At 31.5% G+C, this 26,690-nt stretch carries 23 protein-coding genes; 8 read left to right on the plus strand and 15 right to left on the minus strand.

All coding sequences use genetic code 11. The features are described 5' to 3' along the window. Positions 1-29 precede the first annotated feature (29 nt). The gene (locus SJY17_RS04475; protein WP_397364281.1) at positions 30-4,109 is read left to right on the plus strand and encodes a M4 family metallopeptidase; all 4,080 of its coding nucleotides are present in this window, start codon (positions 30-32) and stop codon (positions 4,107-4,109) included. A 204-nt stretch (positions 4,110-4,313) separates the two neighbouring features. Here SJY17_RS04475 and SJY17_RS04480 read toward each other — a convergent pair whose 3' ends face one another. From SJY17_RS04480 to hemA, 12 genes are all read right to left on the minus strand, one after another. Continuing rightward, positions 4,314-5,027, minus strand: a complete 714-nt coding sequence (locus SJY17_RS04480) for a 3'-5' exonuclease (RefSeq protein WP_397364282.1) — start codon at positions 5,025-5,027, stop codon at positions 4,314-4,316. Between the two features lie 5 nt (positions 5,028-5,032). Continuing rightward, on the minus strand, positions 5,033-6,190 hold the full coding sequence (locus SJY17_RS04485) for a serine hydrolase domain-containing protein (RefSeq protein ID WP_397364283.1): 1,158 nt from the start codon (positions 6,188-6,190) through the stop codon (positions 5,033-5,035). A 74-nt stretch (positions 6,191-6,264) separates the two neighbouring features. Continuing rightward, the gene (locus tag SJY17_RS04490; RefSeq protein ID WP_397364284.1) at positions 6,265-6,804 is read right to left on the minus strand and encodes a methylated-DNA--[protein]-cysteine S-methyltransferase; all 540 of its coding nucleotides are present in this window, start codon (positions 6,802-6,804) and stop codon (positions 6,265-6,267) included. 3 nt (positions 6,805-6,807) lie between these two features. Then, positions 6,808-7,881: a CNNM domain-containing protein gene (locus SJY17_RS04495; RefSeq protein ID WP_397364285.1), complete on the minus strand. Its 1,074-nt coding sequence runs from the start codon at positions 7,879-7,881 to the stop codon at positions 6,808-6,810. A gap of 29 nt (positions 7,882-7,910) precedes the next feature. Further along, complete coding sequence (gene hemB, locus SJY17_RS04500; protein WP_397364286.1) at positions 7,911-8,900, minus strand: porphobilinogen synthase; 990 nt, start codon at positions 8,898-8,900, stop codon at positions 7,911-7,913. Positions 8,901-8,973: 73 nt separating this feature from the next. Continuing rightward, entirely contained in the window at positions 8,974-9,360 is a 387-nt protein-coding gene (locus tag SJY17_RS04505) for a YchJ family protein (protein WP_397364287.1), read from the minus strand. Position 9,361: 1 nt separating this feature from the next. Next, on the minus strand, positions 9,362-10,264 hold the full coding sequence (gene hemF, locus SJY17_RS04510; protein WP_397364288.1) for an oxygen-dependent coproporphyrinogen oxidase: 903 nt from the start codon (positions 10,262-10,264) through the stop codon (positions 9,362-9,364). Further along, positions 10,254-10,793 carry a GNAT family N-acetyltransferase gene (locus tag SJY17_RS04515; RefSeq protein WP_397364289.1) on the minus strand — a complete coding sequence of 180 codons (540 nt, stop codon included), beginning with the start codon at positions 10,791-10,793 and terminating at the stop codon, positions 10,254-10,256. Before SJY17_RS04515 ends, hemF begins: the two co-directional genes overlap by 11 nt. Further along, on the minus strand, positions 10,790-11,545 hold the full coding sequence (locus tag SJY17_RS04520; RefSeq protein WP_397364290.1) for an EI24 domain-containing protein: 756 nt from the start codon (positions 11,543-11,545) through the stop codon (positions 10,790-10,792). Before SJY17_RS04520 ends, SJY17_RS04515 begins: the two co-directional genes overlap by 4 nt. A gap of 30 nt (positions 11,546-11,575) precedes the next feature. Then, entirely contained in the window at positions 11,576-12,601 is a 1,026-nt protein-coding gene (gene hemE / locus SJY17_RS04525; protein ID WP_397364291.1) for a uroporphyrinogen decarboxylase, read from the minus strand. Position 12,602: 1 nt separating this feature from the next. After that, positions 12,603-14,183, minus strand: coding sequence for a hydroxymethylbilane synthase (gene hemC, locus SJY17_RS04530; protein ID WP_397364292.1), 1,581 nt, complete (start codon positions 14,181-14,183; stop codon positions 12,603-12,605). Then, positions 14,176-15,438 carry a glutamyl-tRNA reductase gene (gene hemA / locus SJY17_RS04535; RefSeq protein ID WP_397364293.1) on the minus strand — a complete coding sequence of 421 codons (1,263 nt, stop codon included), beginning with the start codon at positions 15,436-15,438 and terminating at the stop codon, positions 14,176-14,178. Before hemA ends, hemC begins: the two co-directional genes overlap by 8 nt. A 195-nt stretch (positions 15,439-15,633) precedes the next feature. On the opposite strand from hemA, the gene SJY17_RS04540 reads away from it, so the two are divergent. Next, positions 15,634-16,527: a helix-turn-helix transcriptional regulator gene (locus SJY17_RS04540; RefSeq protein ID WP_397364294.1), complete on the plus strand. Its 894-nt coding sequence runs from the start codon at positions 15,634-15,636 to the stop codon at positions 16,525-16,527. A 47-nt stretch (positions 16,528-16,574) separates the two neighbouring features. On the opposite strand, the gene SJY17_RS04545 is transcribed toward SJY17_RS04540, so the two are convergent. Continuing rightward, on the minus strand, positions 16,575-20,066 hold the full coding sequence (locus SJY17_RS04545) for a TraB/GumN family protein (RefSeq protein ID WP_397364295.1): 3,492 nt from the start codon (positions 20,064-20,066) through the stop codon (positions 16,575-16,577). Positions 20,067-20,223: 157 nt separating this feature from the next. On the opposite strand from SJY17_RS04545, the gene hemH reads away from it, so the two are divergent. From hemH to SJY17_RS04565, 4 genes are read left to right on the plus strand one after another with little or no spacing between them, the layout of a single operon-like run. Further along, positions 20,224-21,258 (plus strand): ferrochelatase, encoded by a 1,035-nt coding sequence (hemH, locus tag SJY17_RS04550; RefSeq protein ID WP_397364297.1) that lies wholly within the window; start codon positions 20,224-20,226, stop codon positions 21,256-21,258. A gap of 4 nt (positions 21,259-21,262) precedes the next feature. After that, positions 21,263-21,811, plus strand: a complete 549-nt coding sequence (locus SJY17_RS04555) for a CopD family protein (RefSeq protein ID WP_397364860.1) — start codon at positions 21,263-21,265, stop codon at positions 21,809-21,811. Between the two features lie 49 nt (positions 21,812-21,860). After that, the gene (locus tag SJY17_RS04560; RefSeq protein ID WP_397364298.1) at positions 21,861-23,312 is read left to right on the plus strand and encodes an ATP-binding protein; all 1,452 of its coding nucleotides are present in this window, start codon (positions 21,861-21,863) and stop codon (positions 23,310-23,312) included. A gap of 13 nt (positions 23,313-23,325) precedes the next feature. Further along, a complete protein-coding gene (locus tag SJY17_RS04565) occupies positions 23,326-24,108 on the plus strand; it encodes an enoyl-CoA hydratase/isomerase family protein (RefSeq protein WP_397364299.1) in 783 nt (260 codons plus the stop codon). 70 nt (positions 24,109-24,178) lie between these two features. Here SJY17_RS04565 and SJY17_RS04570 read toward each other — a convergent pair whose 3' ends face one another. Next, a complete protein-coding gene (locus SJY17_RS04570) occupies positions 24,179-24,775 on the minus strand; it encodes a hypothetical protein (protein WP_397364300.1) in 597 nt (198 codons plus the stop codon). Between the two features lie 203 nt (positions 24,776-24,978). Between SJY17_RS04570 and SJY17_RS04575 the strand changes: the two genes are divergently transcribed. Continuing rightward, complete coding sequence (locus SJY17_RS04575) at positions 24,979-25,848, plus strand: AraC family transcriptional regulator (RefSeq protein ID WP_397364301.1); 870 nt, start codon at positions 24,979-24,981, stop codon at positions 25,846-25,848. 7 nt (positions 25,849-25,855) lie between these two features. Further along, positions 25,856-26,029: a hypothetical protein gene (locus tag SJY17_RS04580; RefSeq protein WP_397364302.1), complete on the plus strand. Its 174-nt coding sequence runs from the start codon at positions 25,856-25,858 to the stop codon at positions 26,027-26,029. Between the two features lie 3 nt (positions 26,030-26,032). On the opposite strand, the gene SJY17_RS04585 is transcribed toward SJY17_RS04580, so the two are convergent. Then, complete coding sequence (locus tag SJY17_RS04585) at positions 26,033-26,689, minus strand: HD domain-containing protein (RefSeq protein ID WP_397364303.1); 657 nt, start codon at positions 26,687-26,689, stop codon at positions 26,033-26,035. Between the last annotated feature and the right edge of the window lies 1 nt (position 26,690).

The following is a 26,690-nucleotide window of genomic DNA, read 5'->3' on the forward strand; positions in this document are numbered from 1 at the left end:
CTATTAATTCCTTTAAAACAACCAACAACATGAAACAACAAAAAACCATTTCTTTGTTAATTTTTTTCTTTGCATTTTTTGCATTTGCCCAAGAAAAAAGACAAAAAAAATTCGTCAAGTTTGACGATTCAGCAAAACATCAATTAAGAGATGCAAGTCAAATTATTAAAGACAATTTGCAATTATCATCAGATGATGAGTTAATGAAAATTAAATCAGAAACTGATCAATTAGGTTTCACACACGATAAATTCCAGCTATATTTTAATGGAATTAAAGTAGAATTTGCAACGTTTGAAGTACATGCAAAAAACGGATTAATTAAAACTATGAATGGTGAATTATTTTCCGCAGGAAAAATAGATATTACACCAACTTTATCTAAAGAAACCGCTTTTCAAAGAGCACTATCTCATACAGGTGCAGAGCATTATTTATGGGAATATCCAGATGCATGTAAAGAGATGGATAACTATAAAAAACCTGAAGGAGAATTATTGATTTTACCTGGTGAAGTAATAGGAGATTCTCAAGCACGATTAGCGTATAAATTTGATATTTATGCTACACAACCAATAAGTAGAGGGTATCTATATATAGATGCGCACACAGGAAAAACTTTGTTTTTTAATGCAATAATCAAACATGCTGAAAAATTTGGACATATTGGAGAAGTAAAAGAAGCTAGTAAGGTTGATAAAATAGAAACATTAGAAGCTATGTTTGTTTCTGGTTCTGCCCAAACTAGATACAGCGGAACACAAACGATAGAGACAACCTTAAGTGGGTCTAATTATACACTTAATGATGCAGGTAGGAAAGTATATACTCGTGATGCATTAAATCAATCCACTTCTGGTTATCCATATGTTTCTAATTATTCAGAATTTACAGATAACGATAATAACTGGACAACTGCAGAACATAGTGCTAATAAAGATAATGCTGCTTTAGATGCACATTGGGGAGCTATGGAAACTTATGACTATTTTAATAGTGTGCATAGTAGAAATAGTTATGATGGTAATGGAGCTCAAATTAGAAGTTATGTACATGTTAGTACTAATTATGATAATGCTTTTTGGAATGGATCTGTCATGTCTTATGGAGATGGTTCATCAAATGGAAATGAAGGAAATGGTAATTTTGATGCATTAACATCTATTGATGTTGCTGCTCATGAAATTGGACATGCTATATGTACTTTTACTGCAGATTTAGCTTATCAAAGAGAATCAGGTGGATTAAATGAAGGTTTCTCAGACATTTGGGGAGCAGCTGTAGAACATTTTGCTAAAGGAAACGGTAATGATTCTGCACCTTCTGCTGAGGTATGGTTAATTGGTGATGAAATTGATAGAAGAAGTGGATCTGTAGGGTTGCGTTCTATGAGTAATCCTAACGCTAGAAGTCAACCAGATACTTATGGTGGTACTTATTGGCAAGAACCAAACTGTGGCACACCAACTCAAGCTAATGATTATTGTGGTGTACATACAAATTCTGGAGTTTTAAACCATTGGTTTTATCTTTTAACTGCTGGTGGATCCGGAACAAATGATATTAATGATGTTTTTAATGTGTCAGGAATAGGTATGACAAAAGCAGCAACAATTGCTTATCGTACAGAGCGTTTTTACTTGTCTTCTAATTCAACTTTTGCAAATGCAAGAACAGGTGCTATCCAAGCTGCTGAAGATTTATATGGAGCCGGAAGTCAAGAAGTAATTTCTACTACCAATGCATGGTATGCAGTAGGTGTTGGATCAGAATATGTTCAAGCTTGTGCATTAGCAGCGCCTTCAAGTTTTGCTGGATCAAGTGTAAATGATAATGGATTTACAATATCATGGAATAGTGTTTCTGGTGCAGCTTCTTATACAGTAACAGTTAATGGGTCTTCTAATACAGTTTCTAGTACGTCTTATACAGCAACAGGATTAGACCCTGGTACTGCTTATTCTTGTACAGTTGTAGCAAATTGTTCAACTGGAGGAAGTGGTACAACATCTAGTACCTCTGTTACAACAACAGGAACAGCACCTTTAAATTATTGCGCTTCAGCTAGTACAAATATTAATGACGAATATATTGGAAGAGTACAATTAGGAGGAATTGATAATAGTTCTGGAGGACAATTCTATTCAGATTTTACTAGTATTTCAACAGGATTAACAAAAGGAACTTCAAATACTATTACAGTTACACCAATTTGGACAGGAACTGTGTATTCTGAAGGCTATTCGGTTTGGATAGATTATAATCAAGATGGTGATTTTGGAGATTCTGGTGAGCAAGTTTGGTCACAAGCTGTAACGCAAACAACACCAGTTAGTGGTAGTTTTACAGTACCAACAAGCGCAACAAATGGAGCAACTAGAATGCGTGTTTCTATGAAGTATAATGCTGTTCCAACATCTTGCGAAACCTTTACTTATGGAGAAGTAGAAGATTATACAGTTAATATTACTTCTGGAGTAGCAGATACAACAGCACCAGTTATTACACTGACAGGAGCTTCAATAATAAATTTAGAAGTTGGTGATACGTATAACGAACTAGGTGCAACTGCAACCGATAATATTGATGGAAATTTAACCTCTAGTATTGTCATTACAGGGACCGTTAATACAAATTCTGCAGGAACATATACAAGAAATTATAATGTAAGTGATGCAGCAGGTAATGCAGCCAGCCAAGTAACTAGAACAGTAGTAGTGACTGTGCCTGCTGACACAATAGCACCAGTTATTACACTGACAGGAGCTTCAATAATAAACCTAGAAGTTGGTGATTCGTATAGCGAGTTAGGTGCAACTGCAACAGATAATGTAGATGGAAATTTAACCTCAAGTATTGTCATTACAGGAACCGTTAACACAAGTCTTGCAGGAACATATACACGCAACTATAACGTTAGTGATGCAGCCGGAAATGCAGCAAATCAGGTTTCTAGAAGTATAGTCGTTACAGAGCCTATAACTGGAACAGGTTGTTCTGGTGGTATTTCTTCTTTTCCTTATAATGAAGGGTTTGAAAATACTCTTGGCGCTTGGACACAAGGATCTGGAGATGACTTTAATTGGACTGTTGATGCTAATGGAACACCTTCAAGCAACACAGGACCATCAAGTGCAAGCGAAGGGAGTTATTATGTTTACATGGAATCTTCTGCACCTAATTATTCAACAAAAAGAGCCATTTTAAACTCACCTTGTTTTGACTTAAGTGCAGTTACGCAAGCCACTTTTGAATTTAAATACCATATGTATGGATTAACTAATATGGGAAGTTTAGATCTAGAGATTAGTGATGATAACGGAACATCTTGGATAAGTGTTTGGAACAAATCTGGAAACCAAGGAAATGCTTGGGCAACAGCAATTATAGATTTATCAAGTTATACAGGTGGTTCTGTTCAATTACGTTTTAACGGAATTACTGGAACTACTTGGAGAGGAGATATGGCTGTAGATGCGGTTAATTTATCAACAGATGGTGGCGGAACAGGTAACTGTTCTAATGTAAACCTTTCAATTACGTTTGATAATTATCCAGAAGAAACAGCTTGGAGTATTGTAAATGCTTCTGGGACTACTGTTGCTTCAGGAGGAACGTATGGATCTCAATCAGATGGATCAACATTAAATGTTTCTGTTGGTTGTTTAGATGATGGATGTTATGATCTAATATTTACTGATACTTATGGAGATGGTATTTGCTGTTCTTATGGTAATGGATCTTATACTTTAACAAATACAGATTCTGGAACAACATTAGCATCTGGTGGATCATTTACTAGTACTGAAACTACTAATTTCTGTTTAAGTACTAGTACTGTAAATCATGGATTTACATCTACTGTAACAACATCTAACAATTTAGACCAGCAATTTAAAGTTTATCCAAATCCTGTAGAACAAATTTTAAATATAGATTTAGTTGGTTTTGAAGCACAAAGCTTCGAAATTAAAAACATGCTTGGACAAACAGTATTGAAAGGTCGTTATACCTCTTCAATTAATGTCTCAAAGTTTGATGCAGGCGTTTATGTTTTACAATTAAATATTGGTGAGAAAACAAAAGTGAAACGATTTATTAAACAATAAACAATTTTAGATAAAAAAGTAAAAGTCCCAACGAAAGTTGGGGCTTTTTTAATGGGTTTATATTCATAAATTTTGAATTGTTTTTTATTCAAAAACTGATTCTATTAATATTGAATTAAAACCAACTTCTAATTTAAATCAAATTTTCTTACATTCTTTAATGAAATTATTGGCTTTGAAATAGATGGTGGCTGATCCATATTATTACACATGTATAATCTCATCATCACTTAAAATACTATCACCACGAAGTCTTAAAAATATTTGTGCTACTGCAATAGTATCTTTTTCGCAATAGGTAATGATGCGGTCAATATCGTTGTCCTCATAATAGACTCTGTAGACTTCACTACCATCAATATCATCTTTTGGAGATGGTATACCTAAAACATGTGTCATTAGTTTAAGAGATGTGTAGGTTTTATAGTCACCAAACTTCCATAGCTCTAATGTGTCTAAATGTGGTACTTCCCAAGGTTTTTTACCAAATAGGTTTAATTTATAAGGTAATTCTATGTTATGGATAATCATACGACGTGCGATGTACGGAAAATCAAATTCTTTACCATTGTGCGCACATAATAAGTGCTTGGCTTGACTAAAATGAGAGATTAATAGATTTTTAAACTCGACTAGTAATTTACGTTCTTCGCCATAAAAAGAAGTGGTTCTAAACAAACGCGTAGTGCCTTGATTAGTAAAATAACCAACAGAAATACAAATAATCTTTCCAAATTCTGCCCAAATACCAGCACGATCATAAAATTGTTCTGCAGAAAACTCTTCCTTGCGTTGGTAACGCGATTTTGCTTCCCAAAGCTCTTGTGTGGTTTTATCTAATTCAGAAAAATTTTCAGTTTCTGGAACCGTTTCGATATCTAAAAACAAGATGTTTTCTAGGTTAAGTTTACTAATCATGATTATTACTTTTTCATATCCAACATCTTATAAGCTTCATCTATATAAAGCGAAATATCTTCTGTAAATGCACCTACTCCTGCATCTGGAGACTTTTGATGACCTAAACGTACTATAATAACGTTGTCTTCTGGTTGTACAATAACGTATTGACCTAAATGACCACGCATCATTTTAAAATCTTTACCATTATGGTTTTTAAGCCACCAACCATAACCATATTCTGGACTAGACGGAAAACGTGGTTTCAAAGATTTTGCTACAAAAGCTGAGTCTAATATTTGTTGTCCATTCCATTGTCCATGGTCTTTATATAGTTTTCCAAAACGTGCAAAATCTTTTGCATTACTAGCGATACAACAATAAGCTTTTACTAGATCATCCTCTTCGCTATCTAATTGCCATAAAGTTGAATTTTCACTATTTAAAGGTTTCCAAAAACTATCACTTAAATAATCGTACATTTTCTTACCAGTAGCTTTTTCTATAACCATTGCTAGCATTTGTGTGTCACCACTTGCGTATTTAAAAGATTGTCCAGGTGTTGTTACTACTTTTAATCCATTCATTACTTTTTGTAAATCGTCATCAAAATAGGCACGTGTTGTAATAGATAAAGGCGAGTAATAGGCTTCGTCCCAATTGGTTCCAGATGCCATACTTGATAAATCTCCAACAGTCATTTTTGCTGCTTCTCCATCGCAAAAAGCTGGAAGAAAATCGCAAACAGGTTGGTCTAAACTTTTAATATATCCTTCCATAATGGCTTTACCCATTAATCCAGACACATAACTTTTAGCCATAGAGAAAGAGTTGGATTTTGAGTTTGCATTATAGCCATCATAATAGTTTTCAAACCAGATGCTATCATTTTTAATAATTACGTAAGCTATTGTTCCCCAATCTTTATTGGCTTTTTGCAATATTGATGTTTCTGTAGCAGAATTGTAATTTTTATGATTTGGCCAAGGTTGAGGTGTTCCGTTTTCTATAACCTGGTTATCAAACTTATGATAATCGTCTAAAAAGGCAGTTGTATGTCCACGCAAATAAATAGTACGTACAGCTTTAATAAGGTAATCTGTATCTGTTATATAAAGAGTTGCGATTAGTAATCCAAAAAGTACAACTAGTACTTTTAGAAGTTTTTTGATAAATTTCATTTAAATAATGTTAGATATTAAATATAGGAAAATTAAAACTATATTTTAAAGAGATTCCTTTGAAAAAAAAAGAATTAAAATAAGCTTTGTTGCTTATATGGACTTTCGTGTTCTAGCAACCATTGTTTTCTGTGCAATCCGCTAGCATAACCGGTTAAACTTCCGTCACTACCAATGACGCGATGACAAGGAATAATAATCCATAACGGGTTTTTACCATTAGCATTTGCTACAGCACGAATGGCTTTAACGTCTCCTAATTTTTTTGAAAGTGAAAGATAAGATGTGGTTTTTCCATATGGAATATTCTGTAGTTCTTCCCAAACGTGTTTTTGAAAAATAGTGCCTTGTGGATTTAACTTTAAGCTGAATTGTTCTCGTTTACCCTCAAAATATTCGTTTAGTTGAATGACACAATCTTCTAAAACATCTGGAATAATATCTGTTACTTTTTCTTTAGATTTCCACTGTCTTGAGGAAGACAAATTACCTGTTTTGCCTTCATAATTTTCGACAAGCGTATTGTCATTTAAAACACCTACTGATGCAATACCATTTATATCACCTATTATTTTGGTAAACCCTAAAGGTGATTTGATAATGCATTCTTCCATATATTATTCTGGACTATTTTCGTCTATGATTCCTAATTTTTTAGCGCGAGCTTCCCAACTCTTTCTAGCTAGACTTTGCAGATCACTTACGTTATCACTTTCGTCCATAATTTCCATTCCTAAAAGGGTTTCAATAACGTCTTCCATAGTTACTAATCCACTTACACTTCCATACTCATCAACCACTAAAGCCATGTGATTTCTGGTTTCTACCAATTGTTCAAATAAGGTTGGGATTGGTAAATTACGGTCTACAATAATGATATCTCTTTTAAGTTCGACTAACTTTTTTGAGCCATGACCTAAAGCCATTTCTTTAAAAATTTCGTCTTTTAAAACCAGTCCTTTTATATTGTCTTCTGTATCTGAATAGACTGGAATCCTAGAAAAACGAAGATTCATGTTTCTATTAAAAAAGTCTTCCACTGTTGTAGTTTCGTTTTCAGATTTCATGACTGTACGAGGTGTCATTACGTTTTTTGCAAACACTTCTTTAAAAGTCAATAAGTTTTTAATAATCCTACTTTCATTACCTTCAAAAACACCTTCTTCATGTGCCATATCTGCCATAACCAAAAATCCTTCTCTGCTTAAAACACTTCCATGACCTTTACCACCAATTAACTTTGTAGTTAATTGCATTAGCCATAATAAACCTGTCCATTTTAATGGAAAAATTAAAATATTAAGTGCAGTGGTAGTAAATCCTGCTAGACTTTTCCAGTAGGTTGCACCAATGGTTTTTGGAATAATCTCTGAAGCGACCAAGATTAAAATAGTCATGACTGCTGATACTATAAATACACCATAACCACCTTCGCTACCATATAACCCTTCTGCTTCTTTACCCACTAAAATGGCACCTACTGTATGTGCAATTGTATTTAAGGTTAGAATAGCAATTAGTGGTCTGTCTACGTCTTTTTTAAGTTCTTCAAGGTTGGTTGCAAATGCTTTGCCTTCTTGCTTTTTAACGTTAATAAACGTTGGTGTTACACTTAAAAGTACAGCTTCTAAAATAGAGCATAAAAATGAGAAAAATATTGATATGACTCCGTAAAATATTAGTAATCCCATGAATGATTGTTAATTAATTTGCTACGAATTTACGATAATAATTTAACAACATCCTTAGCAAAATAACTTGCAATGATATCTGCTCCAGCACGTTTGATTGCAATAATTTGTTCCATCATTACTGCATCATGGTCTAACCAACCTTTTTCTGCAGCAGCTTTTAGCATGGCATACTCACCAGACACTTGGTACACAGCAACAGGTACATCAACTTCGTTTTTAATTTCTCGTACAATATCCAAGTAGCATAAACCTGGTTTTACCATGACGATGTCTGCACCTTCGTCAATATCCATTTCGGTTTCTCTGATGGCTTCAAAACGGTTTGAAAAATCCATTTGATAGGATTTTTTATCTTTTGGTACATCTTTTATATCTGCAGGAGCAGAGTCTAAAGCGTCTCTAAAAGGACCATAAAAAGCAGATGCATATTTTGCCGAATAGCTCATAATACCTGTATCTATAAATCCTTCGTCTTCTAAGGTTTCTCTAATAGCTAAAATGCGACCATCCATCATATCGCTTGGTGCCACAAAATCTGCTCCAGCTTGTGCGTGAGATAAACTCATTTCTGCTAAAACTTCCACAGTATCATCGTTTACAATTTTACCGTTTTCTATAATTCCGTCGTGTCCAAAAGAAGAATATGGATCTAGCGCAACATCTGTCATTACTAACATGTCTGGACAAGCGTTTTTAACGGTCTTTATAGCACGTTGCATTAATCCGTTAGGATTTAGTGCTTCTGTACCTTTATTGTCTTTTAAATTGTCTGGTACTTTTACAAATAGTAAAACAGATTTTAAACCTAGTTTCCAGATCTCTTTGACTTCTGCTTCTAATAAATCCAAACTAAAACGATAGTAATTTGGCATTGATGCTATTTCTTCTTTCACACCTTTACCTTCCACTATAAAAAGTGGTACTAAAAAATCGTTTGGAGAGATTATAGTTTCTCTTACCAAACTTCTTATTGACTCGTTAGTTCTTAATCTTCTATTTCTTCTAATTGGATACATTTCTATTAGTTAAAAGTTAATAAGTATAAAGTTAAAAGTTGTTTCCTTATACTTATAAAATTTGTGTTTTATATTATTTACTAAACCCTAAGTAATACCATTGATCATTTTCTTTTATAAAAGCAGATTTTTCATTAATGACATCTACATTTCCGTTTTCATAAAAATAAGCATTAAATGTGACTGTGCCTTTTGTGTCATTTTTTAAACCGTTTGTGGTGTCTTGTATTTCAAGCTTAATCCACTCGACAGATTTAGCCCATTGTACAATTGCTTTTTTCTGTGATAATGGTCTTGTGGTTTTATGATGTGTTTGCATTAAATAATTACCATTTGCTAAAACAAAAGCGCTATATCTAGAGCGCATTAGTTGTTGAGCTGTCTCAGTTTTTCCTTGGTTTAAATGAAAGACTTTACAGCAAGCATCATAGGTTGTGTTATTTCCGCAGTAACAATTCATTTTAAACCCAATCTATAGGTTTTTTTAATACTTTGATTAATTTTTCTTCTTCACTTCCAGCTTCAGGATTATGATCATAAACCCATTGCACATGAGGAGGCAAACTCATTAAAATACTTTCAATTCTCCCATTGGTTTTTAAACCGAAAAGGGTTCCTTTATCGTGTACCAAATTAAACTCTACATAACGTCCACGTCGTATTTCTTGCCAATCGCGTTGCGCTTTGGTGTACTCTAAATCTTTTCTTTTTTCTACAATTGGGATGTAAGCTTCTAAAAAACTATCACCAACTTGAGTAACAAAATCATACCAATTTTGCATGCTCATATCTTCAGTAGCTTTACAATAATCAAAGAATAAACCACCCAAACCACGACCTTCATTTCTGTGCGAATTGTAAAAATACTCATCACATCGTGCTTTGTACTTTGGATAAAATTCTGGATTATGTTTATCACAAGCCCTTTTACAAGTTTGATGAAAGTGTTTTGCATCCTCATCAAACAAATAATAAGGCGTTAGGTCTTGACCACCACCAAACCATTGATCTACAATGTTTCCGTCTTTATCATACATTTCAAAATAACGCCAATTAGCGTGTACAGTTGGTACCATTGGATTTTTTGGATGTAACACTAAGCTTAATCCACAAGCAAAAAAATCGGCATCTTCCACACCAAAATATTGTTGCATGCTGTCTGGTAGTTTTCCATGAACACCAGAAATATTGACACCTCCTTTTTCAAAAACATTTCCGTTTTCTATAACTCGTGTACGTCCACCACCACCTTCAGGTCGTTTCCATATATCTTCTTGGAAGGTTGCTTTTTCGTCAATTTTTTCTAGTCCAGCAGTAATACTGTCTTGTAATTGATGTATGTATTTAAAAAATTTATCTTTCATTATATAATTCGTATAACTCCATATCTAGTGGGTTTTCGCCAACTGGAGTAAATTCGTTTTTTAAGGTTTTAATCCATTTAAAACTATTGTTTTGGGCTACTTTTACACTGCCAATATTGGTTTTGTATACAATTATTTGAAGAGTTTTTAAGTTTAATTCTGTAAAGGCATAATCCGAAAGGGTTTTAATAGCTTTTGATGTTATTCCTTTTTTTTCAAAAGGATAACCAATACAATAAGCAAATTCACCTTGTTTTTTAGACCAATCTAACTCTTTAATATAGATTATACCAACAAGTTCTCTAGTTTTAGATTGTTTTATTGTGAATAGGAATTCGTCTTTATTATCAAATTGTTTAGCTTTTTTATTGACAAATAATTGCGATAATGTTGGTGTTAAATTTTGTTCTAAGGTCTTAGGAAAATAACGTTGTAACCTGTCTTGATTAGCAATCATAAAATCGCAAACTTTCCAAGCGTCTCCACTATGGATTTGGTTGATTTCAAAATCATCAAACTGAGCGATCATTGTAGTAGTTTTTGGTTTTCGGTTTTGATTTGTTTTATTGTAGTAATAGAGCCAGCTGTTACACTAAGTGGTAATACTAAAACAACACCAATAACCGGAATTATTAAAAGCATTATAAAAACTAAACCGTTACCAATAGCTAAACCTCTATTTCGTCTTACAAAGTTTACACTCTCTTTAAAGTTAAAATGTCTTTCTAGTGTATAGTCCATGTTTCCAAAACCTGCATAATACCCTTGTATAAGCAATAATAAAATTGCTGAAAAAATATTAACAACAGGAATAAATTTTAGCAATAAAATAGGAACCGTTATTAGTAATTCGCGAGTAAGGTTTCTAAAATTTATTTTAATTCCTCTCCAAAGTTGCTCTTCAAAAGATGTTTTTCTGTGATTATGATTAGTGACTCCTGTTAAATGTGTTTCGATCTTTTCTGAGACTGGACCCATAAATGGAGCCGACAAAGCCATTATAATATGTTTAAAAAAGATAAGTCCAATAGCAAAAATAATTATGAAACTAATAATGGTAGAAAAGGAGGTAAAGGTGTCTTTTCCCCAATCCCAAAACCATATTTTTGCTATATAATTACCAACATTATCTGATAATCCATATGCTGAAAAGCCTATTGTTATTGCGACAATAACACTAATAATAATTGGTATAAAAAAGTATTTCCAGAGCTTTAGTTTTGAAATTAAAGCAAAAGCACCAGAGTAACCGTTAATACCTTTTATTATATTTTGTATCATACTTTATAAGACGCAATTTATTTTATTATGTTACGCTTTATATTCTTTTACAGCATCAATAAATGCTTTGGCATTTTCTAATGGGATGTTAGGTAAAATACCATGACCAAGATTAACAATATACTTGTCTTTACCAAACTCGTTAATCATTTGTGTTACCATTTTTTTGATTTCTGCTGGTGGCGAAAATAATCTGGTTGGATCAAAATTACCTTGTAAAGTAATGTTTCCACCAGTTAGATAACGTGCGTTTCTAGCAGAACAAGTCCAATCTATTCCTAATGCAGAAGCACCAGATTTAGACATTTCATTTAAAGCAAACCAACATCCTTTACCAAAAGCAATTACTGGAGCTTCGTCTTTTAAAGCGTCAATTATTTGCTGAATATATTGCCAAGAAAACTCTTGATAATCTACAGGAGATAGCATTCCTCCCCAACTATCAAATACTTGGACAGCATTAACACCTGCTTTTACTTTTTCTTTTAAGTAAGCAATTGTTGTGTCTGTAATTTTTTGTAATAATTGATGTGCTGCTACTGGATTTGTAAAACAAAACTCTTTAGCTTTATCAAAGTTTTTAGAGCCTTGTCCTTGTACACAATAGCAAAGTATTGTCCAAGGTGAACCAGCAAAACCAATTAACGGAATCTCATTGTTTAGTTTTTCTTTGGTCATTTTTATTGCTTCGTAAACGTAGCTTAAAGACTCTTTTACATCTGGAACAATTACGTTATCCACGTCTTTTTGTGTACGTACTGGATTTGGTAAATAAGGACCAAAATTAGGCTTCATTTGTACCTCAATATTCATAGCCTGAGGTATTACTAAAATGTCACAAAATAAAATTGCAGCATCCATTCCGTAACGACGTATAGGTTGTACTGTAATCTCACTAGCTAATTCTGGAGTTTGACAACGCGTAAAAAAATCGTACTTAGCCTTTATTTCCATAAATTCTGGTAAGTAACGACCTGCTTGACGCATCATCCAAACTGGTGGACGCTCTACTGTTTCTCCTTTTAATGCTCTTAAAAATAAATCGTTTTTTATCATTTTAAACGTAATATTCGTTTACTAATTCTATAACACTTTCTACTGTTGGTACTTTTGCAATTCTAACATCTCTAAAATGCTTACTTGCTTCTTTTGCTGTGGTTTCTCCAATACAAAACGCAATTGTATTGTCTTCTACTGTATTTTCTTTTTTAAAACTTTGTACAGTTGATGGGCTATAAAACATAACACCTTCAACGGTTTCTGGAAGTTTTACACTATCTAATTTAGTCTGATAGGCTTCTACTTCTTTAACTGTAATGTTGTTTTCTTCTAAAATAGTTGGTAACTCATCCAATCTAATGTCACTACAAAAATAAGTTACTTCTGTACCTTCCATAAATTCGACTAAATACTCGGCTAATTTTTTTGCGTTTTTTTCTGCATGTATAACATTACCAATACGCTTTTCTATCATTTTTTTAGTACGTCGTCCTACACAATAAATGTTTTTAAACTGAAGTTCTACCGCAGAATAGTTAGTAAGCAATGCTTCTACAGCATTTTGACTTGTTATAATAACATTTTTAATTTCGTTTTTAAGAAATCTTGGATGAATCCTGTTTAAACTGATTTTTACAAAATCTGAGCTTTCTGCTTTTACTTTTTCATTAAATAGAAAACCTTGGTCTTTAGTTAATGACTTTGTAGAATATACGTTTGTCTTTACGTAAGATTCTTTAAGTTGATCCATTAAACGATTACCACCACGATCTAATATGTAATCAGCACACCACTCTGCAATATCATGATGTTCGCCTAAAGCTTTGACACGTTTTACATGTATTTTTTTAGTACCATCTTTACTTAAAAGGATGCCTTCAAAGTTTACCTCTTCATCTTTGATATATGCTAAGCCACCAATTGGAGCTGTACAACCACCTTCAAGTTTGTTTAAAAACTCACGCTCAATTGAAGTGCAAATTTGTGTTTCTTGGTGATTAATTTCGGCTAGAATAGTTTGTGTTTCTTCATCGTCTTCCATTGCTGCAATCATAATTGCACCTTGTGCAGGAGCAGGAACCATCCATTCTAAATTTACTGCATCTTCTGGTCTTAAATCTAAACGACCTATTCCAGCTGCTGCGAAAATTGCTCCATTCCAGTCGCTATCTTCCAGTTTTTGTAATCTGGTATTTACATTACCTCTAATATCTACAACAGTATGTGTTGGATAACGGTTTAACCATTGTGCACGTCTGCGTAAACTTCCGGTTGCAATTATGGCTTCTTTTGAAGATAAAAACTCTTCATTATTTTTAAAAAGTAGCGTGTCTCTAACATTACCACGTTTTAAAACTGCTGCTTGTATGATTCCTTTTGGTAATACTGTTGGCACATCTTTTAAAGAGTGTACTGCAATATCAATATCTCCATTTAGCATGGCTATATCTAAGGTACGTGTAAAAATTCCTGTAATACCAAGTTCATATAAAGGCTTGTCAAGCACTAAGTCTCCTGTAGATTTTACAGGAACTAAAATGGTTTTATGACCTAAATGTTCTAATTGACTTTGTACTGCTTTGGCTTGGTAAAGTGCCAACTCGCTATCACGAGTTCCAATTCTAATAGTTTTAGACATGTTTTGCGGTGTTTTCTAATTGAAACACTTTTTTTATAAGATCCAAGCTTTCGTCTGTAGAAAAAGCATCATCTTTTAAGTGATGCGCGAAATGATTGGTTATTTTTTGAATAATTTTATTGCTAATAATTTCGGCTTGTTCTTCATTAAAGTTAGCCATTTTTTTGCGTTGCGTATCTAGCTCTGCGTTTTTAAAATCTTGTAATTTATGTTTTAAAGCTTTTATTGTAGGTGCAAATCTTCTGGTTTCTAACCAACCAATAAATTCTTCTTTTAGATCTTCAATAATACTTTCTGCTAAAGGAATATGTAGTTTTCTACGCTCTAAAGTTTCATCGGTAATTTGCGATAAATCATCTAAATGTATAAGCTTTACGTTAGGTAGTTCTGTAACGTTGTCGTTAACATTTTTAGGAATAGACAAGTCTAAAATTAATAAGTCTTTTTTAGTTTGTATTAACTGTTTGTCAACCGTTGGGTTTTGTGCTCCAGTTGCTACAATTAATATATCTGCATCACTAATCTCTTCTTGTAGATTGGCATAATCTTTTACCACTAAATTAAATTTCCCCGCAATTGCTTCAGCTTTTCCTTTAGTCCTATTTATTAATGTAATATGCTCGTTTTTGGTGTGTTTTACTAGGTTTTCGCAAGTATTACGACCAATTTTACCTGTTCCAAATAGTATAATGTTTTTATCTGTTACGTTTTGTATAGTATTTAAGATATATTGTACAGATGCAAACGATACACTAGTTGCACCAGAAGATATTTCTGTTTCTGTTTTAATGCGCTTGCTAGCCTGAATAACTGTATTAACTAAACGCTCTATAAAAGGGTTTAATAATCCTAAGTCTTTAGAGATAAAAGCACTTTTTTTAAGTTGTCCAATAATTTCAAAATCACCTAAAATTTGACTATCTAACCCAGAACCTACTCTAAATAAATGAGAAATTGCCTCGTTACCTTTATAGATATAAGCAAATTTTTGAAACTCTTCAACAGTCCCTTTTGTGTTGTCACAAAGCAATTGGATTAGTTGATATGGGTGTTGAGCAAAGCCATAAATTTCTGTACGGTTACATGTAGATGTAACTATAAGGCTTTGGATACCATTAGATTTAGCTTGATTTAAAAGCGCAAGTTTAGACTGATCATCTAAACTAAAATGACCTCTAATTTCTGCATCTGCTTTTTTATAGCTTAAACCTAAGGCGTAAAAATATGTGCCTGTTGACATTTGATAGTGCTCCATTTACCTGACTGGGACTTTGTTGAAAGCAAATTTATGTTGTATCTTATTTAAAAAGTAACGCTGAAAGAACTTTTAATATCGTTTGTGGTTTTTTAGCGTTAAAATTTACATTACTATGATATTTGTCATATTTTAGCACTAAAATCAGGGGTTTTAAGCAGTATTGTTTAGAATTAATCTAAATAACATTAATTTATGTCGTTATCATCTTCTTTAAAAAATGTCGCTGAAGGTTCTTTTGAAGAAACTCAGGTTGATCAAGGTGTTTTTGTATTGACTTATCAAAACGAAACGACTAAAAACCAAATAGTTGAACGTTTTATAGATAGTAGTTTTATTCAGTTTCATTTTTGTTTAAAAGGTAAAAGTGACTTTATTTTTAATAGTGGAAGTTATACTTTAAACATTGCTGAAGAAACCTCTTTATTACTTTATAATCCACAACGTGATTTGCCAATTCATTTGGAAGTTAATCCAGATTGTTGGTTGGTTTCGGTTTTAATTTCGATTAAAAATTTTCATGGTTTGTTTTCTCAAGAAGCAGATTATATTACTTTTTTAAGTGATGATAATAAAGACAAAAAGTATTATAAAGACGGAAAGATTAGCCCATCTATGGCTATTGCTTTAAACCAAATTATTAATTATAATCTTAACTCTTCTATTAAAACATTGTACTTTAAAGGAAAAGCTTATGAGTTATTAAGTTTATACTTTAATAGAGGAGAAGATGCTAATGTTGAGCAATGTCCTTTTTTAGTTGACGAGACCAATGTTGCAAAAATAAAACAAGCTAAAGATATTATTATAGCTAGAATGTCTAAGCCTCCAACACTTCAAAAATTATCTGAAGAAATTAATTTACCGCTTAAAAAATTAAAAGAGGGTTTTAAGCAAATTTATGGAGATTCTGTGTTTAGTTTTTTGTTTGATTATAAAATGGAAGTAGCAAGAAAATTACTTGAAACTGGTACTAGTAATGTAAACGAAGTTGGTTTAAAAGTGGGTTATAGTACGTCTAGCCACTTTATTGCTGCTTTTAAGAAAAAATATGGTATTACTCCTAAAAAATATGTGCAGTCTATATAAAAAAAGCGCTTAATTAATTAAGCGCTTTTTTTAAGTTTTTATTAGTGTTAATAGCCTCCACTATCATCCAATCGTTTTCGGTTTTTATGGATAACTAAGTCTAAGACGTCTTTTATTAGTTCGTCTTCTTCCTCGTTTTCGTTTATATAATCACCACTATAACCAGATTCGTAATAAACATCTGTTTGTATCCTATCTTCATGTTCTGGCTTCAAAAATCCTGCGTAATAAAAACGTTTGGTTTCGTCTTTATCTTCTTTTTGTACTAGCATGTAAAAGTACATGTCACCTTCTTTATCATCATCTGTTTTAAAGGCTTTTTTACCTAAAAAGTGAATGGAATCACGTTCTTTTTCTATAGTTGTTGTATTAAACAAGGTGGATTTAGCATACATTTCTTGTGTAATAGTTTTTGCTAAATAGGGTTTGTATAGCTTTTTTCTGTACATCCTATCGACTAATGCTGCTTGGTTTTTGTAGTCGTCAATGGTTTTTTCTTTTAGTTTTTCAGGTATAGTTTCTCCTGCTTCTTCCAATAAAACATAGTAAGTACTTAATGCAGAGACGTTATCACTATCTAGTAATTTATCAAAAAAGTTTTTGGCTTCTGTTTCTTTTCTAAACGGAAAAATTAGCTTTACAAACGTATATAATGAGCTACTGTAAGACCTGTAGCTGTAACTAGATTTAGATCCTAGACTACGTTTTACTTCTATTTTACCATCCTTTATAAGTTGTTTTTTAAACTTTTTATAAGATTTAGTTTTAATAATACTACTATCTTTTAGTCGTGCTAACAACTCGTAAATAGGTTCTTTATACTCCTCAATAGTTGTAAACTCCATTAAATCTGGAAATAGCGTTTTTTTAAGCTCTAAAGAATCTTTATAATTATAAAACATTGAGCCTATGGATCCACTTAACGGTAAATCTTTATTTAGTAAGCTTAAAAATGCTGAGTAAGATTTTTTTGTTTTTTTGTTAAGTAATGATCTTAAAATAGTGTTTTGGATGTCTGGTTTTGAATAAGAGTCTACATATAGTTTATTTAAAAACGCATCTGTCCTTGGGTCTTCAAGCTCTGCTAATTCTGATATTAAAAAGGTTTTAAAGTCTTCTTTGTTTTCTGGAAATTCAAAGTTTTTAATTAAATCTATCATTGTACTAGCGTTAGATTTATTAAATTTTATTTTAGACTTAGCTTTAAAAACAATACTATCATTATCACGTAATGCTTTAAAGAAGCGTTCAGTTTTATCGCTAAAAACAGACTCTCCTAAAAGCGTATCTAATGGTTCAAAAGTATCGTAAAAATTAGTGATAAAGTCTGAAGGTTTAGAAATAGAATCTGTTAAACTCTTAATTTCAAAAAGCGCTCCTTTTTTAAGGATGTTTTTAACTAGAATTGCTTTTGCGCTTAAGGAGTCTTTTAAAGTATATTCATAAAAAAATTGATCGTCTTTTTTGTATTTCTTTTTATTTGAGACTTTATATTTTTTAAACCCATCAATATCTTCAAGAGATTTTACTTCGTCATCAATCTCGTTCCATAAACTATCTACATTTTTATACATCTGTAAATCATGAAACTTCATTCTGGTTATAAAAACCTGCTCATTTGCTTTAGAGTAGTAGGTTGTACGTTTTGTCTTTTCTTCGTAGTCCTTTGGTTTACTATAACTATAATAATCGTAAGGTGGAGTTGCTTTTGTATTTGTTAAAACAGAAAAATGTAATGATGTATCTGTTACTTTTTCATAACCTTCTTGCTTAGGTGTTTTAAATTTAAAAGAATTAAAAAAGCTATCTGCTTTATCTTTAGTTTGTCCAACATAACCTAATAAAAAGTAGCTACCATCTTTTACTATACTTTTTAAATAAATACTTTCGGTAGAAGTTGAATCCTTTTTAGCAAACCCTTCGTAAGATGTGTATTTTTTTGTTTTGTATTCACCTTCAGAGTCTTCTATTTCAAAATCTTTTAAGAAGTTTGTCACAATAAATTTAGCTTCAAATTTATCTTCTTCGATGTAATACACATCGTTATAAGCTATTTCTTTTAAAAAGTAATAGTCATCATTTACTTTTCCTTGGATTAGCTTTTGACCAGCATTTTCAATATTATCTGTAGTGTTGTATTCTGGAAAATTTACCTCGTATTTATTATAAGTAGACGTAAATGTATTAAAGTTATTACTTGGAGTTTTAAATTTAATTGAATTAAAAATAGGTGCTTCATGCTTTAAGACATACTCTTTTTGACCTGCAAATTTTATAACAATAACCTCAAAAGGTGTTTTGTAAATATGGTATTTTTGATAGTCTCCTTTTTTGGTTTTATTTAAGATGCTAATTCCTGGATAAGGTGCTGTTATTGCTTCTTTTTTTATGATATCTCCTGGAATGTCTTCAAACAAAAAGTTATCCAAACGTTCTAAAGAGATTTCTTTTTCATTTGGTAGATAATCGTAAATGTTAAATCTGCTTATGGTTAAATAAGCACCATTTGTCATGTCTGGAGAGATATAATATTTTTGACCACTATAATAAAACTCGTATAAATCTGTAAAGGTCTTTATAGACAAAAACCCATCTGGTGTTGTTTGGGTTTTAACCGTTGGAGGAGAAATATAATCTTCAATTTGCTCTTTTTTAGTTTGAGCAATACTAGTTTGTTCAGACACTATAGGTTTTACAGTATATCCTTTGTCTTCTAACATTTTAATCATTCCTTTTTCTCCAGGTAAATGCGCTGCACCTACACCTGCAAAAACAGTTTGAGTTTGCATTAAAGAGTCCAAAACAATAACCATATTGTCGTTACGCTTATATAACATATGCTCTCTAAAAAATTCTGTATTAGAGGCTGCTCCAATCGAGTCTAATAATGCTAAATTACGATCACAATAGGTGTTTTCCTGGACTAAATAAGGGTTTTCTTTTTCGTATAACTTTGTTAACCAAGGGTCTATTTTGTTTTTTTTAGCATTACGTTGCGCTTTAGATACTAAAAAACGAGACTCTTCAATATCTTCTAAACTATATATTTTTTTGTTTTTCTTTTTACCAGCTTGGTAAATAAACATGTCTAAATATGTTTCTTCTTCAAAATTATCTGCATAACCATCCTTTCTATATAAATACCCATTAATCATTCTATTATCAGACCTTATACTTCCTCTAATGGCTACTTCTTCAGGGTGTTCTGATCCAAAAAGACTAGAATAAAAGTTTTTATCATAACTCTGCGAGTAGTTTTGTGGTGTTAATGTTGTGGTTTCATAATTAAAAGCTAACCAGGTCGATGGGTCAGACTCTAAAGCAACACTTTCGCAGTTTTCTAAAGCTTTAAAAAACACATCATCTAACCTAAAGGCAACTTTTGCACTGACGTGCATTGTTCCGTAAATGTATGATGGTTTAGTTAATTTATTTCCAGTAATTTCCCAAAGTAAACTTCGGTCTGTGTTTTGTTTTTGTTCTTGAGAAAATGAGGCAAAAGAAATTGCACAGAATAGTGCAAGGATGTAATTTTTCATATATTTTATTAAATATCTATATGTAAATATATTAAACTAAACTTTATTTGAAAGTTTTAAGCCTTAATAATAACACTGTTTTAGTAAAATCAGGACATTAAGTTTGTTATAAAATATAATTTAGAGTTGTATTTTTGCTTTTGAAAAAGAATAAAACATGAAAAAAGGCGTATTATTTGTTAATCTAGGTTCACCAGATAGTCCAGAACCTAAAGATGTAAAAAAATATTTAGGTGAATTTTTAATGGATCCACGTGTTATAGATATTCCTTTGGTAGCTAGAACAGCTTTGGTAAAAGGAATTATTTTAAATACAAGACCAAAACAAAGTGCAAAAGCTTATAAAAAAATTTGGTGGGAAGAGGGATCTCCATTAATTGTTTTAAGCGAAAGGTTACAAAACAAAGTTCAAGAAAAAGTAAAGTATCCTGTTGCTTTAGCTATGCGCTATGGTAGCATGACTATAAAAAAAGGATTGCAAGAATTAGTAGACAAAGGTGTGGATGAAGTCTTTTTAATTCCATTATATCCTCAATTTGCTATGGCAACTACAGAAACTATTTTGGTGTTAGCAGAAGAGATTAGAGAAGCAAATTTCCCTAATTTAAAAATAGAAAGTTTACCAGCTTTTTATAATAATCCAGAGTATATAAAAGTGTTGGCAGAGTCTATTAAAAAAGACTTAAACGGAAAAACATATGATCATTTATTGTTTTCTTACCATGGTGTTCCAGAACGTCATATTAGAAAAAGCGATGTTACAAATGGACATTGTAAAATAGATGGTAGTTGTTGTGTTACACCTAGTAAAGCACATGAGTTTTGTTATAGACACCAATGTAAAGAAGTAACAAGACTTGTCGCAGAATATTTAAACCTTGAGGATAATACTTACTCAACATCATTTCAATCGCGTTTAGGATTTGACCCTTGGTTACAACCATATACAGATCGTACTATAGAACGTTTAGGTAAAAGCGGAATTAAAAATATGGCAATTGTTACACCAGCTTTTGTTAGTGATTGTCTAGAAACTTTAGAAGAAATTGCAATGGAAGGTCAGGAAATTTTTCATGAAGTTGGAGGAGAAAAATTTAGAACAATACCTTGTTTAAATACAGATCAAAATTGGGTTAATTTATTAGCTAATTGGATTAATAATTGGGCTAATAATACAGTTGAAGCATCATAACTTTATGGAGTATTATAATTACATAAAAGCGTTACACTTAATTTTTGTTGTGACTTGGTTTGCAGGATTATTTTACATTCCAAGACTATTTGTATATCAAATAGAAGCGTTTCATAAACCTTCTCCAGAGAAAGAAATTTTAGGAAAACAACTTAAATTAATGGCTAAACGGTTATGGTATATTATTACTTGGCCAAGTGCAATTTTAGCCACTATTTTTGCTGTGTGGTTGCTAATTTTGCAACCTTATTGGTTGCAACAACCTTGGATGCATGTTAAGTTAGGCTTTGTAATATTACTTTTTTTATACCAATTTCAAACTCAGGTTTATTTTAAACAATTACAAAATGATGTGGTTAAAAAAACTTCAAATTTTATGAGGATTTACAATGAAGGCGCAACCTTCATTTTATTTGCTGTAGTGTTTTTAGTAATTTTAAAAAGCGCAATAAATTGGGTGTTTGGTGTCATTGGTATTGTGGTTTTAGGGATGCTTTTAATATTAGGATTTAAAATCTATAAAAATATTAGAGTAAAAAACCCTAATGCTTAAAACTAATCCTAACATCAATTTTTGGATTGATTATTGTTATATTTAAGCAATGAAAATAACAAAACTCTCTTTACGACTTCGTATCTTTTTTGCAATGATATTTTTGGTGCTTTTAGCGTCAATTTTAATTGCATTAGTAGCTGCTTATCAATATTCTGAAGAAACGCAAGACTACCACAAACAACGTTTAGATCGAAAAGAAAAAAATATTAAAAGACATCTTGATTTTGTAATTAGAGAAACGTCTTTTGAGGTCGTTCCAGACAACTTACCATTTATATTTAAAAAAGAAATTTATAAAATTGCAGATATCCATGGGCTTAAAGTTAACCTTTATGATTTAGAAGGGACTTTATTAATTTCATCTAAAGCAAGTTTACCTCAAGATACTGTAGAAAATTGTATTAATGCAGAAATACTAAATAGTCTATCTAATACATTAGACCATAAATTTGTGCAGTTACGAGAGGAAAAAGGCGAAAATTTTAGATCGTCTTACACGTACATAACAGACCATAAATTTAAACCATTAGCCATATTAAATTTACCGTACTTAGAGAATGATGATTTTTTGTCTAAAGAGCTTAACGAGTTTTTTGAACGCTTAGGATACACCTATCTTTTAATGCTAATTATAGCAATTGCATTAGCGTATTTTATTTCAAAATACATTACCAGAACGCTAAAAACAATTAGCGATAAAATGAATCAAACACGTTTAGAAAAACGCAATCAAAAAATTGAAATAGAAAGTACTACAGAAGAGATTTCGACTTTGGTAAAATCATATAATGGAATGATTGACCAATTAGAAGAAAGTGCTGTAAAATTAGCAAAAAGCGAGCGTGAACAAGCTTGGAGAGAAATGGCAAAACAAGTAGCACACGAGATTAAAAACCCATTAACACCAATGCGCTTAACAGTGCAAAGTTTTCAGCGTAAATTTAATCCAGAAGACCCAGAGATTGTTCAAAAATTGGACGAGTATAGTAAAACTTTAATACAGCAAATAGACACTATGAGCTCTATTGCTGGTGCGTTTTCAAATTTTGCAAAAATGCCTGCTCAACAAAACGAAATGCTTAACGTAGTAAAAATTGTTGACCTTGCATTGGATATTTTTAATGAAGATTATATTGAATTTGATTCTGATAAAGAAGAAATTATAGCCAATTTTGATCGCACTCAATTAATTAGAGTAGTAACTAATTTGGTTAAAAACGGTATTCAAGCCATTCCTGAAGATAAAACACCACAAATTATTGTAAAAGTTACTGATAATAATGGTAATGTCGTCATGACCATTTCTGATAACGGAATTGGTATTTCTGAAGAAAATAAACCTAAAGTATTTGAACCTAAATTTACAACAAAATCAAGCGGAATGGGACTTGGACTAGCAATGGTAAAAAATATAGTAGAAACCTATCAAGGAACAATTACCTTTGTGTCTCAAAAGGATATAGGCACAACATTTACAGTAATTTTTCCTAAAAAATAATAAAACAAGTACAATGAATTACGAAAACATACTTACAACAACCCAAAACGGAATAACCACAATTACAATTAACAGACCATCTAAGTTAAACGCCTTAAATAAAGCGACTATTGAAGAATTGCACCAAGCTTTGGATACAGCAAACACAGATAAAAACACTAAAGTAATTATTGTAACCGGAAGCGGAGAAAAAGCATTTGTTGCAGGAGCAGATATTAGCGAGTTTGCAAATTTTAGCGTTGAAAAAGGAGGGAAGCTAGCAGCAAAAGGACAAGAGATTTTATTTGATTTTGTTGAGAATTTATCAACTCCAGTAATAGCTGCTGTAAATGGTTTTGCGTTAGGAGGAGGATTAGAATTAGCAATGTCTGCACATTTTAGAGTAGCAAGTGATAATGCTAAAATGGGACTTCCAGAAGTATCATTAGGTGTAATACCTGGTTATGGTGGGACACAACGATTGCCTCAATTGGTAGGTAAAGGTCGCGCAATGGAACTAGTGATGACTGCAGGAATGATTGATGCTTCAACAGCATTAAATTATGGACTAGTAAACCATGTTGTAACGCAAGACGAATTATTGCCTTTAGCCAAAAAATTAGCAAGTAAAATTATGCGTAATTCTTCAGTCGCAATTGGTAAAGCTATTAAAGCAGTAAATGCTAATTATAAAGATGGAGTAAATGGTTTTAGTGTCGAAATAGAAGCATTTGGTGCTTGCTTTGGAACCGAAGATTTTAAAGAAGGAACCACAGCTTTTTTAGAAAAACGCAAGGCAGATTTCCCTGGTAAATAGATAAAAATCAAAATATTACAATAAAAAAAAGACACCAAATGGCGTCTTTTTTTTATTGTAAGGGACAAAATTAAAAGTTAATAGTAGTTGTAAATTTTCTACCATTTAAGGTAACAACTACTTGGTAATCTTGTTTTTTGTCTTTTAAAAGTTTGAATTTTTTACCAAAGCTAGTTGCATTTTCAATAGTTTCAGTATGAATTTTTTCAAATGAATTTTCTGAAATGTTATAAAAAATTTCAACTGTATAATCTGTTTTTTCAATGCTAGAAGCTGTTACTAAAATAACATTGTCTTTAGCAGTTACTTTAGGTTTGTTAATTACTGATAAATTATCTTTATCAAAAGTTACTGTGTTAAGTTTAACTGCGAAAGGATAAATTTTAACTTGGTTAAGTTTATCTAATTCAAAAATATAATTACCATCTGGTAAAGATGTTAAATCAAAAGATTTATTATAGTCTCCACTTTTTAAAATAGACTCTTTATATAAAATTATACCAAAAGCATCTTTTACAATTAATTCCTCACCTTGTAAAACATTCTTTAAAACTAAAGTTGTTTTTCCATCCTCTTCATTTGTTAATGAAGTGTTTTCCGTTGCGTTGCTGCTTAGTGTTGCAAATACGATTGCAAAGACTAAAATGTGTTTCATAAATTTTTTCATAATCTAAATAGTTTACTGATTATGGGTACAAAGTTATAGCAGAAAGGAAGTTTAAAAAACAATAGAATTTGCAATTACATATGCTATATTAACTTGATATTTTGCTACTAAAACGTTAAAGGTTAATATAGCACACATTGGTGTTAAATTTGTATATCTATTTAGACGCAATTTTTGTAATTTTACATTAAGATTTTAACAACTTGAATACAAAACCTACATTTAAAAAAATAACACCAAATTTTGGCAGCTCAATAATCGCAATACATAAAACTAAAAAGCGAAAAAGAAGCGAAGCCTTTTGGCATTTTCATCCTGAAGTTGAGATGGTATATGTAAATAAAGGAAAAGGACGTAGACATATTGGTAATCACTTATCCTATTTTAATAACAGTCAATTAATACTTATTGGTTCAAATTTACCTCATAATGGGTTTGTAGACCGATTAACTTCTAAAGGTAAAGAGACTTTGGTACAGTTTCATCCTAGGTTTTTAGGCGATATACATAATAGTTTACCAGAGTTGAAAAATATTTTGCAATTATTAGAACGCGCCAAAAACGGAATTTTATTTAAAGCTGAAATCAAAAAAATTGTTGGACCAAAAATAGAAAAATTACCTAAATACGAAGGAATAAAACGTATAACAAAATTACTAGAAATATTAGAGCAACTAGCATTAAGTGAAGACTATACTTTACTTAATGAAAATGGTTACGTATTTGAAACTCAACCTCAGGATACAGATAAAATTGACAAAGTTTTTAAATACGTTAATAAAAATTATCAAAACCATATAGCACTGGATCAGATTGCAGATCATGTAAGTATGACAGTTCCTGCTTTTTGTCGTTATTTTAAAAAAATAACAAACAAAACCTTCACTCAATTTGTAAATGAATATCGTGTGTTTTATGCCACAAAATTATTAACAGAAAGTAAAAGTAGTATAACAGATATTTGTTTTGAATGTGGATTTAATAATTTTTCGCACTTCAACAAAGTATTTAATGATGTTATAGGTAAAAGCGCCTCAAAATATAGAGGAGAATTAAAAGCAATAGTTAAATAAATTAGTAATGGAAGATAAAATAGAAATTGCTTTAAATTATTATAACCATAAGCGAAACGGAATATTGAATGAAGTAAACTCTAATTCCAATTTAACAGCAGAACAAATTATAGAGTTTGGACAAGAAATGGCTGTTTTGGAATATAAAATAACAGCTTTAGAGGTTGCTAATGAGAATTAGGCTTTATTTCTCTCCTTCCCATTCAGCATAAAACTGCTTTAAAAAATCAACCATATAATCATGTCGTTTTTTTGCAATTTGTTTACCAGTTTTGGTATTCATTTTATCTTTTAAAAGCAATAATTTTTCATAAAAATGATTAATAGTAGGAGCAGTAGATGCTTTATATTCTGCTTTACTCATTTCCAAATTAGGTTTAATATCAGGATTATAAATTACTCTATCTTTAAATCCACCATAATTAAAGGTACGTGCAATACCAATTGCACCAAGTGCATCCAAACGATCTGCATCTTGAACCACATCTAATTCTAATGATTTAAAATTGGAAGGTTTTTCTATATTAGAACTATAAGAAATATTTTCTATAATCTTAATAACATGGTTAATAGTAGCAGAATCTACATTTTGTTTTAACAAAAATGCTCCAGCTATTTTAGGACCAATAGTACTATCTCCATTATGGAATTTACTATCTGCAATATCATGTAATAAAGCACCAAGTTTAACCACTAATTTGTCTGCTTTTTCATTTTTAGAAATTAATAAAGCATTGTTATACACACGCTCAATATGAAACCAGTCATGACCACCTTCGGCATCTTTTAAGGTCTCTTTTACAAACGCTTTTGTAGTTTCAATTAAATGGTGGTTAGACATG

It is taken from the genome of Olleya sp. R77988, from assembly GCF_044594215.1.
GTDB lineage: Bacteria > Bacteroidota > Bacteroidia > Flavobacteriales > Flavobacteriaceae > Olleya.